Below are 13,053 nucleotides of genomic sequence, written 5' to 3'. Positions count from 1 at the left end.
GGCCCCGCTAGGAGGTAAAGAAAAGCCCCCCGCCGATGGGATCGGAAGGGGGCTTCTATTTCGTCGACCGGGCGGGCGCCCGGCAAGGGTTACTTCGCGGTCGCCGACGCCGTCGCCGCGGCCAGCTGGTCGGCGGTGACGCCGGCCACGACATTGCCGCTGGCATTCAGGCTGAAGCCGGCGATCGGCAGCTTCACATCGCCCTTGGCAGTGGTCAGCGTCACATATTGCTCGTCCGCAGCCTTGACCGTGCCGAGCGTCGCGCCGTTCAGGCCGGTGACCGGCGTGCCGGCGACCAGCTTCGCCTTCAGCGCCGCCTTGGCCTGCGCCTGCGACGAGGCGACGGCGGCATCCAGGTCGGCCTTGGTCATCGCCATGGCAAAGCCCTTGTCGGTTTTGCCGATCGATGTCGGCGGCACCGGCACTTGCGCCGAACCGGTGTTGAGGATGATCGCCTGCGGCGTCACCTGCGCGACGGTGCCGAGCGCGACGCCGGCGGAATCATAGACGGTGGCGCCGACCGTCGGGGTCGCGGCGGTTGCGCTCGCGCCGCCTTCGACCGTGGACTGCGGCGCGGCCTGCTGGGCCTGAGCCGCGGCGGGCACCAGCATCAGGGTGCCGATCGTCAGGGCCAAGGTACGCATCAACATATCTCCCAATTGTTTCGCGTCGTTGAGACAGAGAAACGATGGGGTGCGTATCGCGGTTCCGCCCGTTTTCTGCGGCGGACGGAGTGGCGGGTGCGATCAGCCGGTGATCGGCAGCCGTACGCGACCGTCTTCGTCGCGCGTCAGCGGCGAATAGGCGACGATGGTTTCGAGCAGCAGCGGGCCATACAGGTGCGGGAACTGCTGTCCGCCGCGCGAGGTCTCCCAGCGCACCGGATCGTCCTGCGCGTCCAGGTCGACGGCGGCGACGTAAAGGTCGGTCTGGCCGGCGAAATGCTTGTCGACCGTTTCGGTCAGCTGCGCGGCGGTCGACAGATGGATGTAGCCGTCGGCAAGGTCGATCGGGGCGCCGGCGAAGCGCCCGTCCCGTTCCAACGTCGCCATCTCGTCCGCGGTCAGCACCTTGTAGGCGGTCAGCGGTTTCTCGCTCATGCCTCGTCCCTCTCGTCGTCGGTTTCGTGGACGCGCTCGTCCATGGTCTGCGGGCCCGTGCCGTCGTCGAGCATGATCGCGTCGGAGGTGTCCGCCGCGGGAGCATCGGCGCGCTCCTCCGCGACCAGCGCCTCGGCGGCATTCTCCGGCTCTTCCTCCTCGTCGATCCGCGCGGCGGAGACGACGTGCTCGTCTTTGGCGACGTTGAACAGCGTCACGCCCTGCGTGTTGCGGCCGGTGACGCGCACGTCGCCGACCGACATGCGGATCAGCTTCGCCTGATCGGTGACCAGCATCAGCTGCTCGCCGTTGTGCGCCGGGAAGCTCGCCACCACCGGGCCGTTGCGCCCGGCGGAAACGATATTGGTGATCCCCTGGCCGCCGCGACCCGTGCGGCGATATTCATAGGCGGAGGTGCGCTTGCCGTAGCCGTTGGCGGTGACGGTGAGGATGAACTCCTCCGCCGCCTCGAACTCCGCCATACGCTCCGGCGGCAGCGACATCTCACGGTCGCCTTCCTTCCACGGTGCCGCCTTGAGATAGGCGTCGCGCTCTTCGGTCGTCGCCGCGAAACCGCGCAGGATCGACAGGCTGATGACCTCGTCGCCCTCGGCGAGGCTGACGCCGCGCACGCCCGTCGAGGTACGGCTTTGGAACTCGCGCACCTCGGTGGCCGCAAAGCGGATCGCCTTGCCAGCCCGGGTGGCGAGCAGGACGTCGTCGTCCTCGGTCAGGAGGGCGACGCCGATCAGCCGGTCGTCCGATCCCTCGTCGAAGCGCATCGCCAGCTTGCCGTTGGTCGGAACGTTGGCGAAGGCGTCCATCGCGTTGCGCCGCACCGTGCCGTTGGCGGTCGCGAACATGACGTGCAGATCGCCCCAGCGCGTCTCGTCCTCGGGCAGCGGCAGCACGGTCGAGATCGTCTCGCCGGGGCTGAGCGGCAGCAGGTTGATCATCGGGCGGCCGCGCGTCGCCGGTCCACCCTCGGGCAGGCGCCAGACCTTCTTGCGATAGACCTTGCCGTGGTTGGAGAAGAACAGCACCGGCGTGTGGGTGGAGGTGACGAACAGCGAGGTGATCGCATCCTCGTCCTTGGTCGCCATGCCGGCGCGGCCCTTGCCGCCGCGCTTCTGGGCGCGGAAGGTGTCGAGCGGCGTGCGCTTGATATAGCCCTGCACCGTGACGGTGACGACCATGTCCTCACGCTCGATCAGATCCTCGTCATCGATACCGTCGGCTGCCGCGGCGATCTCGGTACGCCGCGGCGTGGCGAAGGCGGCGCGGACATCGACCAATTCCTCGCGCATCACTTCATAGAGCTTGGCGCGGCTGCCGAGGATGGCGAGCAGCTCGGCAATGGAATCGGCGAGGCCCTTCAGCTCCTCGCCGATCTCGTCGCGGCCAAGCGCGGTCAGGCGATGCAGCCGCAGGTCGAGGATCGCGCGGACCTGCACCTCGGTCAGGCGATAGGTGTCGCCGGTCGCCTGGGTATCGACCGCCTCGACTAGCTTCAGATAGGGCGCGATCTCCGCCACCGGCCACTCGCGGCCGAGCAGCGCCGCGCGCGCCTCCGCCGGGCTGGCCGAGCCGCGGATGATCCGCACCACCTCGTCGAGGTTGGTCACCGCGATCACCAGGCCGAGCAAGATGTGCGCCCGATCGCGCGCCTTGGCGAGCTCGAACTTGGAGCGGCGGGTGATCACCTGCTCGCGGAACTGGACGAAGGACTGGATGATGTCCTTGAGGTTTAGCGTCTCCGGCCGGCCGCCGCGGATCGCGAGCATATTGGCGGGGAAGGAGCCCTGCGCGGGCGTATGCCGCCACAGCTGGTTCAGCACCACGTCCGGCGTCGCATCGCGCTTCAGGTCGATGACGATCCGCACGCCCTCGCGGTTCGATTCGTCGCGGATGTCGCTGACGCCCTCGATCCTTTTGTCCTTGGCGGCTTCGGCGATCTTTTCGACCAGCGCGTTCTTACCCTGCTGGAATGGGATTTCCGTCAGCACGATCGACCGGCGGTCGCCGCGACCCTCCTCGACCTCGTGGCGCGAGCGCACGATGATCGAGCCGCGGCCGGTGTTGTAGGCGGAACGTGCGCCGGCGCGGCCGAGGATGATCGCACCGGTCGGGAAGTCCGGCCCCGGCACGATCTCCATCAGCTCCTCGATCGTGATCGCGCCATTGTCGATATAGGCCAGGCAGGCGTCGACCACCTCGCCGAGATTGTGCGGCGGGATGTTGGTCGCCATGCCGACCGCGATGCCGCCGGCGCCGTTGACCAGCAAATTGGGGAAGCGCGCCGGCAGCACCTGCGGCTCGCGCTCGCTGGCGTCGTAATTGGGTTGGAAATCGACGGTATCCTTGTCGAGATCCTCCATCAGATAGTTGGCGGCCCGCGCCAGCCGCGCCTCGGTGTAGCGCATCGCGGCGGGCGGATCGGGGTCCATCGAACCGAAGTTCCCCTGGCCGTCGATCAGCGGCAGCCGCATCGACCAATCCTGGGTCATGCGGGCCAAAGCGTCGTAGATCGCGGTGTCGCCGTGCGGGTGATATTTACCGATCACGTCGCCGACGATGCGCGCCGACTTGCGATAGGGCCGGTTGAAGAAGAACCCGCTTTCCTGCGCGGAGAAAAGGATGCGCCGATGCACTGGCTTCAGCCCGTCGCGCACGTCGGGCAGCGCGCGGGCGACGATCACGCTCATCGCATAGTCGAGGTAGCTCGACTTCATTTCGTCGACGATCGAGATCGTCGAGATGCCCTCGGGATGGGCGGGGGGTTCGGCGAGGACGGTCTCGTCGGCCAAGGATCATGCTTTCCGAAGATGGGGGTGTAACGAACCCCTATCTAGGCATGAGTCGCCGGAATGTCACGCGCGCGTGCGCCCGCGAGAGACGCTGCCAGCGCGGTTGGGCCGAAACCCGGCCGCGCTGGACGATCGGCCGCGCCGCGGCGCGCGGCACGGCGAGATGCTTATCTGCAGGCCTTCTTGTTGGCGTTGCCGGCCTTGCTGCAATTGTAGGTCACGGTCTTGCCAGTCGCGGTCTTGGTCGTGACCATCCGGCCATTGGCCGCGGTCTGCCGGGTCGTCGTCGCGCGGCTGGTCGCCTTGGCGGCAGGAGCGGCGGACGGACGGGTCGTGGTGGTCGTCTTGGTGGCGACGGTGGTCTTCGCCTGCGCCTTGTGGGTCGGGGTCATGCCCTGTGCCGACGCGGTGCCGGCGGTCAGCAATGCGGCGGTGGACAAGATCAGGACGGGAAGCGACTTGGTCATGGCTCTCTCCTTGCGATGCACCGATCGTCCGTCCGACGGACGTCGTCAGTCAAGGATGCGCGCGCCCATCTGTCGGCAGCGTGGCTGGCCGATGACATTGGTGTCATCTTCGCTTCCACCCCCTTCAGGGCTGGATTTCCTTGCCCTCATAGTCGAACAGCCGTCCGCTATCCGTCACCTTCAGTCCGTCAAGGACATCGAGCAGTTGCGATGCAGCGCGATCGGGCGTGAACAGCGTTCCGGGCCGCACATTCGCCTGGAACGGCTTCGATAGGCGGGTATCGACGGTGCCGGGATGCAGGCCGACGACGATCGACCGATCGTTGCGCCGCTTCTCCTCGATCGCCAGCGTTCGGACCAGCTGATTGGCCGCCGCCTTGGCCATGCGATAGCCGTACCAGCCGCCGAGGCGGTTGTCGGTGATGCTGCCGACACGGGCGGACAGAATGGCGAAGATGCTGCGCCCCTGCTTCGGCATCAGCGGCAGCAGATGTTTGGCGACCAGCGCCGGGCCGACCGCGTTCACCGCCAGCGTCCGCATCAGCCACGCCGGATCGAGGTCGCGATAGGTCTTCTCGGGTCCTCGCTCTCCGTCGTGCAACAGCCCGCTGGCGACGATCACCAGCGACGGTACCGGACCGGCGGCGATCCGCGCCGCGGCGGCGGCGATGCTTTCCTCGTCCTCGATGTTGATCTGGGCATCGCCGGGCCCACTGCGCGACAGGGCGTGAACGACGTCGTACGTCTCCTCCTCGCGCAGGGCGGCGATGAGTGCATGGCCGATCCCGCCTGAGGCGCCGATGACCACCGCGGCGCTCACCGGCGAAACGTCCAGCTGTCGCCGTCGCTGTCGGCTGCGTCGAAGGCGTAGCCGTCGCTGTCGAACCCCTGCATCGCCTGCGGATCGGTGACGCGATGCTCCACCATCCAGCGAGCCATCATCCCGCGCGCCTTTTTGGCGTGGAAACTGATGAAGCGGTCGCCGTCGCGAAAATCGACGGCGATCACGCGCACGTCCTTGGGCAGGCGGCCGGCGACCGCGGCGAAATATTCCTGGCTGGCGAGGTTGAGGATGGTGTCGCCACCCTCCGCGCGCAGATCGTCGACCAGAGCGGCGGCGATACGATCGCCCCACCAGTCGGTCAGCTTGCTGCGCCGCGGCGCCCAGCGCGTCCCCATCTCAAGGCGATAGGGGCGCATCAAATCCAGCGGTCGCAGCAAACCGTACAGGCCGGACAGCAAACGCAGATGGTCCTGCGCGAAGGGCAAGGATTCCTCGGGCAGAGTCGCCGCTTCCAGCCCGGTGTAGACGTCGCCGGCGAAGGCGAACAGGGCGGGCCGCTCCGGCGCGTCGGCGAAGTCGCGGAAGCGGTCAGCGTTGAGCTTCGCCAGCGCGGGCGAGATGTGCATCAGCTCCTGCAGCTTCTTCTGCGTCAGGTGCGACGCCGCCTTGGCCAGCGTCGTCGCCTCGTCAGCAAAGCGTGGCCGGCTGGGTGCGACTGCCGGCAGCGGCGATTCGTAATCCAACGTCTTGGCGGGGGAGAGCAGCGCAATCATGGCCCCGCCGGTAGCCGGCGCGACGATGCCGTTCAATCGCCGTTCAGTGGCTGGCGGCAAGGGCGCGATGGTTAGCCTCGCTTGAACGGCTCGGCAGGGACCTCTACAGCAACGCCGCACGTTGCCCTGCCAATCGTTCACTTGGCATGCCCTAAACGGAGAGAGTTCGCATGAAGACCCTTTCGAAGCTGGCGCTGGCCGCCGCGCTGGCCACCGGCGTGAGTGGCCTTGCCCTCGCGACGCCCGCCGTCGCCAAGGACAAGAAGGAACAGGCCCAGGCTCCCGGCTTCAAGCTGAGCAAGCCCGTGCTCGCGGTCGCCTCGCAGGCACAGACCGCGATCTCGCAGAACAACGTCGCCGCCGCTGAGCCGTTGGTCGCGCAGATCGAGGCTGCCGCGACCACCGACGACGACAAATATGTCGCTGCCGCGCTGCGCTATGATCTCGAAAACCGCAAGCTCGCCGCGGCACAGGATGCCAATCCCAAGGCGCCGGTCGACGAGACCGTGCTCGCCAAGCCGCTCGACGCGCTGATCGCGGCGAAGAGCACGCCGGCCGCCGATCGCGGCAAGTATCTGTTCCGTCGCGGCGCGCTGGCGGCGAACAGCGGCCAGTCGCAGGTCGCGGTGCAATATTTCACCCAGGCGAAGCAGGCCGGCTTCACCAGCCCCGATCTCGACATCCAGCTCGCCAAGCTGAAGGTGCAGAGCGGCGACGTCGCCGGCGGCCTCACCGATCTCGATCAGGTCGTGACCGCGCAGAAGGCCGCCGGCCAGACCCCGCCGGAAGCCTATTATCGCTATGCCATCGCCACCGCCAACGGCAAGGGCATGAAGGCGCAGACGATCGACTGGATGAAAAAGTATCTGGTCGCCTATCCGACGCCGAAGGTGTGGCGCGACGTGATCCTGCAGTACGCCTTCGCCCAGAATGCGCCGGTCAAGACCGACAAGCTGCAGCAGATCGACCTGTTCCGCCTGATGCGCGCGAGCAACTCGCTGGTCGACCAGGCGGCCTATGAGGAATATGCCCAGGCCGTCTACGACCGCGGCAACCCCTATGAGGCGGCGGCGGTGCTGAAGGAAGGCATGGCGTCGGGCAAGATCCCGGCAACCAGCACCTTCTCCAAGCGACTGCTCGGCGATGCCAACACCGCGATCAAGAACGAGGGTTCGCTCGCCAGCAGCGAGAAGCAGGCCGCGGCCGCGAAGGACGGCAAGCTGTCCGCGCAGACCGCCGACGCCTATCTCGGCCAGGGCAATTACGCCAAGGCGATCGAACTCTACCGCCAGGCGCTGACCAAGGGCGGCGTCGACAAGGACGAGGTCAACACGCACCTCGCCATCGCCCAAGCGCGCTCTGGCGACAAGGCGGGGGCGCAGACCACCTTCGCCTCGATCACCACGCAGCCGCGCGCCGACATCGCCGGCCTGTGGACGACGTGGCTGCAGACCGGCACCAGCACGGCCGCGACGCCGGCCGCCTGATCGATCGGTCGGTACGACGGGGAAAGGGCGGTCCCGCGGGGCCGCCCTTTTCGTTTGGGGGGGCGGCGTGGTCGCAGCGATGAGGCCGATTGAGCGACTCGTCGATAGCAAGGGCTGGACGTGATGGCTGACGGGGCCTCGCACGAAAGGGGACGACGCGCCGCTAGCGTGGCGATAGGGCTGTCTGATGGACAGCATCGTCGAGGAGTTGACCCCCGATCGCGAGATCGCCGTCGCCAGCGCCGCGCCGGCCGATCGCGGTGCGTTGGCGGCGCTGCTCGCGCTCGACCAGCGGTTCGGCGCGATCGTACGGGCGGCGCGCGATCCGATGATCGGCCAGATGCGGCTGACGTGGTGGCACGATGCCCTCACCCGGCTTGACCAAGCTCCGCCTCCCGCCGAGCCGCTGTTGCAGGCATTGGGCGCCGAGGTCCTGCCGCATGGCGTCACGGGCGCCGAACTCGCGATGCTGGTCGAGGGGTGGGAAATGCTGCTCGAGGCGATGCCCGACGATCCGGCTGGCTTCGACGCCTATGCGGCAGCGCGGGGCGGTGCCTTGTTCGCACTGGCCGGCCGTGTCCTAGGGGCCGATGCCGAAACGTTGCGTACCGCCGGGCAGGGGTGGGCACTCGCCGATCTCGCGTCGCACAGCAGCGATGACGCGCTGGCCGGGGAGATCCGTCGCCATGCCGACGATCTGCTCCAGCGGGCCTTCGCGAATCGGTGGGACGCTGCCCGTGCGGTCGGAATACTCGCCTTGCTCGCCCGGCTCGCGCTCGGCGATCGGTCGCCGCTAGCCAAGTCGCTGATCGTGGTGCGCTTTCGGATGACCGGTCGATAGGCGTTGCTCGCAGCCTCCGCCGCGCTAGATTTCGGCGCGACCGGAGGGCGGATCATGTGGCGATATCTGACGGGGGGCGCGGCGATCGCTGCCGCGGCGGTGGCGGCATGGCTGTTGATGCATGGCGGCGGTGCCCCGCAGCCGCTGTTGCCCGCAGCGCCCGCGGCCGCGCAGGCGACCACTTCGGCGGCGGCGAAGGATGCGGGTGTCGTGCCGGAGGCGACGGCGGCGACGCGCGAGGAGAAGCGCTTCGCCCGCTACGACAAGGATCGCGACGGCAAGGTGACGCGCGACGAATATCTCGCTGCCGCCGCAAGGCCTTTGTCAAGCTCGATACCAATGGCGATGGCCGGCTGTCGTTCGACGAATGGGCGATCAAGGCGACGACCAAGTTCGCCGCCGCCGATCGCGATCATTCGGGTGCGATGGACCCGACGGAATTCGCCACCACCGCGGTCAAGCGGAAGTCGCCATCGCGCGCGAAATGTCCGCCGGCGGAGCGTCCGTCGACGGCGCCGGCCGAGACGGAAGACAGCTGAGCCAGCCGCGGAAGGCGGTTTGCGCCCGCGCGGTGTACATCTTCTTGCGGTCGGCCTTCTTGGTTCGCCCTTCGATCGGCGGCATCAGGCCGAAATTGACGTTCATCGGCTGATATGTGGCGGCTTCCGCTCCGCCGGTGATATGGTGCAGCAGCGCGCCCAAGGCGGTTTCCACCGGCGGCGGCGCCAGCACCTGGCCGGCCAGCTCGGCGGCGGCGAAGCGGCCGGCGAGCAGGCCGATCGCCGCACTTTCGATATAGCCCTCGCAGCCGGTGATCTGCCCGGCGAAGCGTAAATTGGGGCGGTTGCGCAGGCGGAGCGTGGCATCGAGCAGGTCCGGCGAGCGGATGAAGGTGTTGCGATGCAGCCCGCCCAGCCGGGCGAATTCGGCATTTTCCAGCCCCGGTATGGTGCGGAACAGCCGCACCTGTTCGGCATGTTTCAGCTTGGTCTGGAAGCCGACGATGTTCCACAGCGTGCCTTGGGCATTGTCCTGCCGCAGCTGCACCACCGCATAGGGCCAGCGGCCGGTGCGGGGGTTGTCCAGGCCGACCGGCTTCATCGGGCCGTAGCGCAGCGTGTCGACGCCGCGCTCCGCCATCACCTCGACCGGCATGCAGCCGTCGAAATAGGGCGTGTCCTTCTCCCACTCCTTGAACTCGGTCTTCTCGCCAGCCAGCAGCGCGGCGTGGAAGGCGAGATACTGGTCCTTGTCCATGGGGCAGTTGATGTAATCGGCCTCGCCCTTGTCCCAGCGCGACGCCTTCCATGCAATGTCCATGTCGATCGTGTCGAAATGGACGATCGGCGCCAGCGCATCGAAGAAGGCGAGCGCCTCCGTCCCGGTCGCGCCGCCGATCGCCTCCGCCAGCGCCGGCGCGGTGAGCGGTCCGGTGGCGAGGATCGCCGGGCCTTCCGGCAGGGTGTCGATGCGCTCGCGCACCAACGTGACATTGGGATGCTGCGCCAGCGCCGCGGTGACGCCCGCCGAATACCCCTCCCGGTCGACCGCCAGTGCTGAGCCGGCAGGCACCCGATGCCTGTCCGCCTGCGCCATGATCAGCGATCCCATCGCGCGCATCTCCTGATGCAGCAAGCCGACCGCATTGGACTCGGCATCGTCCGACCGGAAGCTGTTCGAGCAGACCAGTTCGGCAAGACTGTCGGTCTGATGCGCGGCCGTCCCATCGCCGCCGCCGCGCATCTCCGACAGCCTGACGCGGAAGCCGGCCTCGGCGAGCTGCCAGGCGGCTTCGGATCCGGCGAGGCCGCCGCCGACGATATGGATATGATGCGAGGTCATGACTGTGGTGCCGAGCAGGTAAGAGGAAAGCGCGGGCCTTAGCGGCATGGCGCGGTCGTGCCTATATCGGCGCGATGACGACCATCTACACCATCGGCTACGAAGGCGCGACCATGGCCGACTTCCTCGCCGCGCTGACGCGCGCGGGCGTGCGCCGCGTCATCGATATCCGCGCCTTGCCCTCGTCGCGTCGCCCCGGCTTCTCCAAGACGCCGCTCGCCGGCAGCCTGCGCGAGGCGGGGATCGACTATGTCCACCTCAAGGCGCTCGGCACGCCCAAGCGCGGTCGGGATGCCGCCAAGAAGGGCGATGTCGCGACGCTGCGCGCGGTCTACGACGAGCAGCTCGACCTGCCCGAAGCGCAGGCGGCGGCCGCGGCGATGCTCGACCTTGCCGGCGAGATGCCGAGCGCCTTGCTCTGCTACGAACGCGAGCCCGGCCATTGCCACCGCACCCTGTTGCTCGCCGCGGTGGCGGAGCGGGCGGAGGTCGTCGACCTCTACGTCTGACCCGTCGCCTCGCTCAGCCGGCGGACGCGGCGGATACGCGGTTCGCGGTCGAGCGCCGCGGCCTGGCGGATCGTCTGGCGCAGCTCGTCGCGCTTCTCGTGGATCGAGGCGATGACCGGGCCCATCGCCACGCCCAGATCGACCAGCACCGCCTCGGAAAGCTGCAGCGAGCTTTCCAGCGTCTCCGGCACTGCGTCGGTGACGCCGGCACGATAGAGTTCGGCGGCATGGTCCGGGTCGCGCGCGCGGGCGATGATCGGCAGGTCTGGCGCCAGCGCGCGGATCCGCCGGGTCAGCCGCACGGTCAGCACCGGATCGTCCATGGTCAGGATCAGCGCACGCGCACGCGCAATGCCCAGCCGCTCGATCAGCTCGCCGCGGGCGACGTCGCCGAACACCACGGGATAGCCGGCCTCGCGTGCCTCACCGACCGCGTCGATGTCGGCGTCGACCGCGATGAACGGCTGTTTGTGCACACGCAGCAGGTCCGCGACCATCCGGCCGACGCGGCCGAAGCCGATCACCACGGCGGCGGTGTCGTCCGGCTCCGGCGTCAGGGCGTCCTGCGCGCGGGCGTCGATCCGCCGCGAGATCACCTGGCCGGCACGCGCGAGCAACGGCGTGATCGTCAGCCCGATCGCGGTCACCGTCTGCCAAAAGGCGGCGGTGGAGGCGGTGATCAGCTGCGCCTGCGTCGCGGTGGCGAGCACGATCAGCGTGGTTTCGGACGGGCTGCCCATCAGCAGGCCGGTTTCCGCCGCCAGACCGCGGCGCGACTGGGCGACGCGCAGCAGCAGATAGGTGACCACCGACTTGACCAGCACCACGCCGACCACCGCGGCGAGCAGCCCCGGCCAATTTGCGAGGATCAGCCTGAGATCGAGGCTCATGCCGACGGTGATCAGGAACACGCCGAGCGCCAGGCCCTTGAACGGCGCGGTCACCAGTTCGACCTCGGTGTGATATTCGGTCTCGGCGATCAGCAGCCCCGCGAGCAGCGCACCCACGATCGGTGACAGACCGGCCGCGGTGGTCGCGACGCTGGCGACGATGACGACGAGCAGCGAGGCGGCGAGGAACAGTTCCGGGCTCTTGGTCCGCGCCGCCTGCGCGAACAGGCGGGGCAGGAAGATGCGGCCACCGATGTAGATAGCCGCCACCGTGCCCATGCCGCGCAGCGCCACGCCCGCCAGGCCGACCCAGCCGCCCTCGCTCGCGGTCGGCGCCATGGCACCCAATGCGAAGATGATCGGCACCAGCGCCAGATCCTCGAACAGCAGCATCGAGAAGGCGCCGCGCCCGACCGGACTGGTCGTGCCGACCAGCGGCAGCACCAAGGCGGTCGACGACAGTGCCAGCGCGAGGCCGAGCCCCGCCGCCCCCGCCCAGGGCTGGCCGAGCAGGTGGAGCGTGACGCCGATCAGCGCCGCCGAGCCGAGCAGCTCCGCCGGACCGGTGCCGAACACCTGGCGCCGCAGCGACCAGAGCCGTCGGAACGACAATTCCAGCCCGATCGAGAACAGCAGCATGACGATGCCAAGTTCGGCGAACGGCTCGATCGATTCCGGGTTGGAGATGGTCAGATAATAAAGCCACGGCGCTTGCGGCACGAGGCTGCCGAGCCCCGCCGGTCCGACCAATATGCCGACCAGGATGAAGCCGATCACCGGGCTGACTTTGAAGCGCGCAAAGGCGGGGATCACCAACCCCGCTGCGCCCAGGATCACCAGCGTGTCCGAGAAACCTTCATTGTCGAGACCAATTGCCATGCCGCGACCTTAATCATGTTGGGCGTCGGTTGTCAGGCATTGATCGCCTGCGCGCCGCGTCCGGCAATGTTTTGTCGGTGTTGCGCGCGTCCGCCCATTAACCGCTCTTCTTGCAATCGCGGCAAAGATTAGCGGGGCATCATCGTGATCGAAGGGGAGATTTTCTGATGATCATCATGCTCACCGCACTGCAAGCCGCCGTCATTGCGGCGCCGCCGGCGCCACCGGCGCCGCCCCAGATCTACCTGACCCCGATCAGCCCCCCGCCGGGGCAATCGAACCGCAACGGAGTGCCGACGATGCCGGCACCGAAGCGCAGCCGGATCGGTGTGGTGGTGAGGGCGGGCAATCTGCCGCTGTGGGACGGTGCACTCTGGGTCGCCAGTCGCGGCGTCAGCGTCTGGCGACAGAGCGTGCAGGAGCCGCTGCCCGAACAATGCGGCCCCCGGCCGTGGTCCAACGACCAGAACGAAATCAGCGTCCAATTGTCGCCAGTTATTGACGACGCGAATGCGTCGCGGATCGCGGTGACCGTGCGCTGGGTGCGGTCCGGCGACGAAGTCTGCGGCGGGACGCGCTCGGTCGAGTTGCGGCAGACGATCGCCGTGCCGCCGAGCGGCGTCGCCGTCGTGCGCGGTGACGCGGGGCTGGTCGTCGAGCTGCGTCAGCGCTGA

At 68.2% G+C, this 13,053-nt stretch carries 13 protein-coding genes; 5 read left to right on the top strand and 8 right to left on the bottom strand.

What is annotated here, in order from left to right; all coding sequences use genetic code 11:
• Positions 1-89: 89 nt before the first annotated feature.
• The 6 genes from ACU5AX_RS02565 to yaaA all read right to left on the bottom strand — a co-directional run bounded on the left by ACU5AX_RS02565 (position 90) and on the right by yaaA (position 5,931).
• A complete protein-coding gene (locus ACU5AX_RS02565) occupies positions 90-644 on the bottom strand; it encodes a hypothetical protein (protein ID WP_446689539.1) in 555 nt (184 codons plus the stop codon).
• A gap of 102 nt (positions 645-746) precedes the next feature.
• Complete coding sequence (locus ACU5AX_RS02560) at positions 747-1,100, bottom strand: DUF952 domain-containing protein (RefSeq protein ID WP_446689538.1); 354 nt, start codon at positions 1,098-1,100, stop codon at positions 747-749.
• Positions 1,097-3,907, bottom strand: a complete 2,811-nt coding sequence (gyrA, locus tag ACU5AX_RS02555; RefSeq protein ID WP_446689537.1) for a DNA gyrase subunit A — start codon at positions 3,905-3,907, stop codon at positions 1,097-1,099. Before gyrA ends, ACU5AX_RS02560 begins: the two co-directional genes overlap by 4 nt.
• A gap of 167 nt (positions 3,908-4,074) precedes the next feature.
• Positions 4,075-4,374 carry a hypothetical protein gene (locus ACU5AX_RS02550; RefSeq protein ID WP_446689536.1) on the bottom strand — a complete coding sequence of 100 codons (300 nt, stop codon included), beginning with the start codon at positions 4,372-4,374 and terminating at the stop codon, positions 4,075-4,077.
• Positions 4,375-4,498: 124 nt separating this feature from the next.
• Positions 4,499-5,194, bottom strand: coding sequence for an SDR family NAD(P)-dependent oxidoreductase (locus ACU5AX_RS02545; protein ID WP_446689535.1), 696 nt, complete (start codon positions 5,192-5,194; stop codon positions 4,499-4,501).
• Positions 5,191-5,931: a peroxide stress protein YaaA gene (gene yaaA / locus ACU5AX_RS02540; RefSeq protein WP_446689534.1), complete on the bottom strand. Its 741-nt coding sequence runs from the start codon at positions 5,929-5,931 to the stop codon at positions 5,191-5,193. Before yaaA ends, ACU5AX_RS02545 begins: the two co-directional genes overlap by 4 nt.
• A gap of 170 nt (positions 5,932-6,101) precedes the next feature.
• On the opposite strand from yaaA, the gene ACU5AX_RS02535 reads away from it, so the two are divergent.
• From ACU5AX_RS02535 to ACU5AX_RS02525, 3 genes are all read left to right on the top strand, one after another.
• Positions 6,102-7,418: a hypothetical protein gene (locus tag ACU5AX_RS02535; RefSeq protein ID WP_198352878.1), complete on the top strand. Its 1,317-nt coding sequence runs from the start codon at positions 6,102-6,104 to the stop codon at positions 7,416-7,418.
• Between the two features lie 187 nt (positions 7,419-7,605).
• Positions 7,606-8,259: a squalene/phytoene synthase family protein gene (locus ACU5AX_RS02530; RefSeq protein WP_446689533.1), complete on the top strand. Its 654-nt coding sequence runs from the start codon at positions 7,606-7,608 to the stop codon at positions 8,257-8,259.
• A 107-nt stretch (positions 8,260-8,366) separates the two neighbouring features.
• Entirely contained in the window at positions 8,367-8,798 is a 432-nt protein-coding gene (locus tag ACU5AX_RS02525) for an EF-hand domain-containing protein (RefSeq protein ID WP_446689532.1), read from the top strand.
• Here ACU5AX_RS02525 and trmFO read toward each other — a convergent pair.
• Positions 8,716-10,101, bottom strand: coding sequence for a methylenetetrahydrofolate--tRNA-(uracil(54)-C(5))-methyltransferase (FADH(2)-oxidizing) TrmFO (trmFO, locus tag ACU5AX_RS02520; protein ID WP_446689531.1), 1,386 nt, complete (start codon positions 10,099-10,101; stop codon positions 8,716-8,718). The two genes, ACU5AX_RS02525 and trmFO, sit on opposite strands and share 83 nt — an antisense overlap.
• 74 nt (positions 10,102-10,175) lie before the next feature.
• Between trmFO and ACU5AX_RS02515 the strand changes: the two genes are divergently transcribed.
• Complete coding sequence (locus ACU5AX_RS02515; protein ID WP_446689530.1) at positions 10,176-10,610, top strand: DUF488 domain-containing protein; 435 nt, start codon at positions 10,176-10,178, stop codon at positions 10,608-10,610.
• On the opposite strand, the gene ACU5AX_RS02510 is transcribed toward ACU5AX_RS02515, so the two are convergent.
• Entirely contained in the window at positions 10,601-12,379 is a 1,779-nt protein-coding gene (locus ACU5AX_RS02510; protein WP_446689529.1) for a cation:proton antiporter domain-containing protein, read from the bottom strand. The genes ACU5AX_RS02515 and ACU5AX_RS02510 overlap by 10 nt on opposite strands.
• Before the next feature lie 167 nt (positions 12,380-12,546).
• On the opposite strand from ACU5AX_RS02510, the gene ACU5AX_RS02505 reads away from it, so the two are divergent.
• Positions 12,547-13,053 (top strand): hypothetical protein, encoded by a 507-nt coding sequence (locus ACU5AX_RS02505; protein ID WP_446689528.1) that lies wholly within the window; start codon positions 12,547-12,549, stop codon positions 13,051-13,053.

This window comes from Sphingomonas benefaciens (assembly GCF_052907485.1).
The sequence above is the reverse complement of the archived record's forward strand: the minus strand, read 5'-3'. Positions and strand labels throughout refer to the sequence as shown.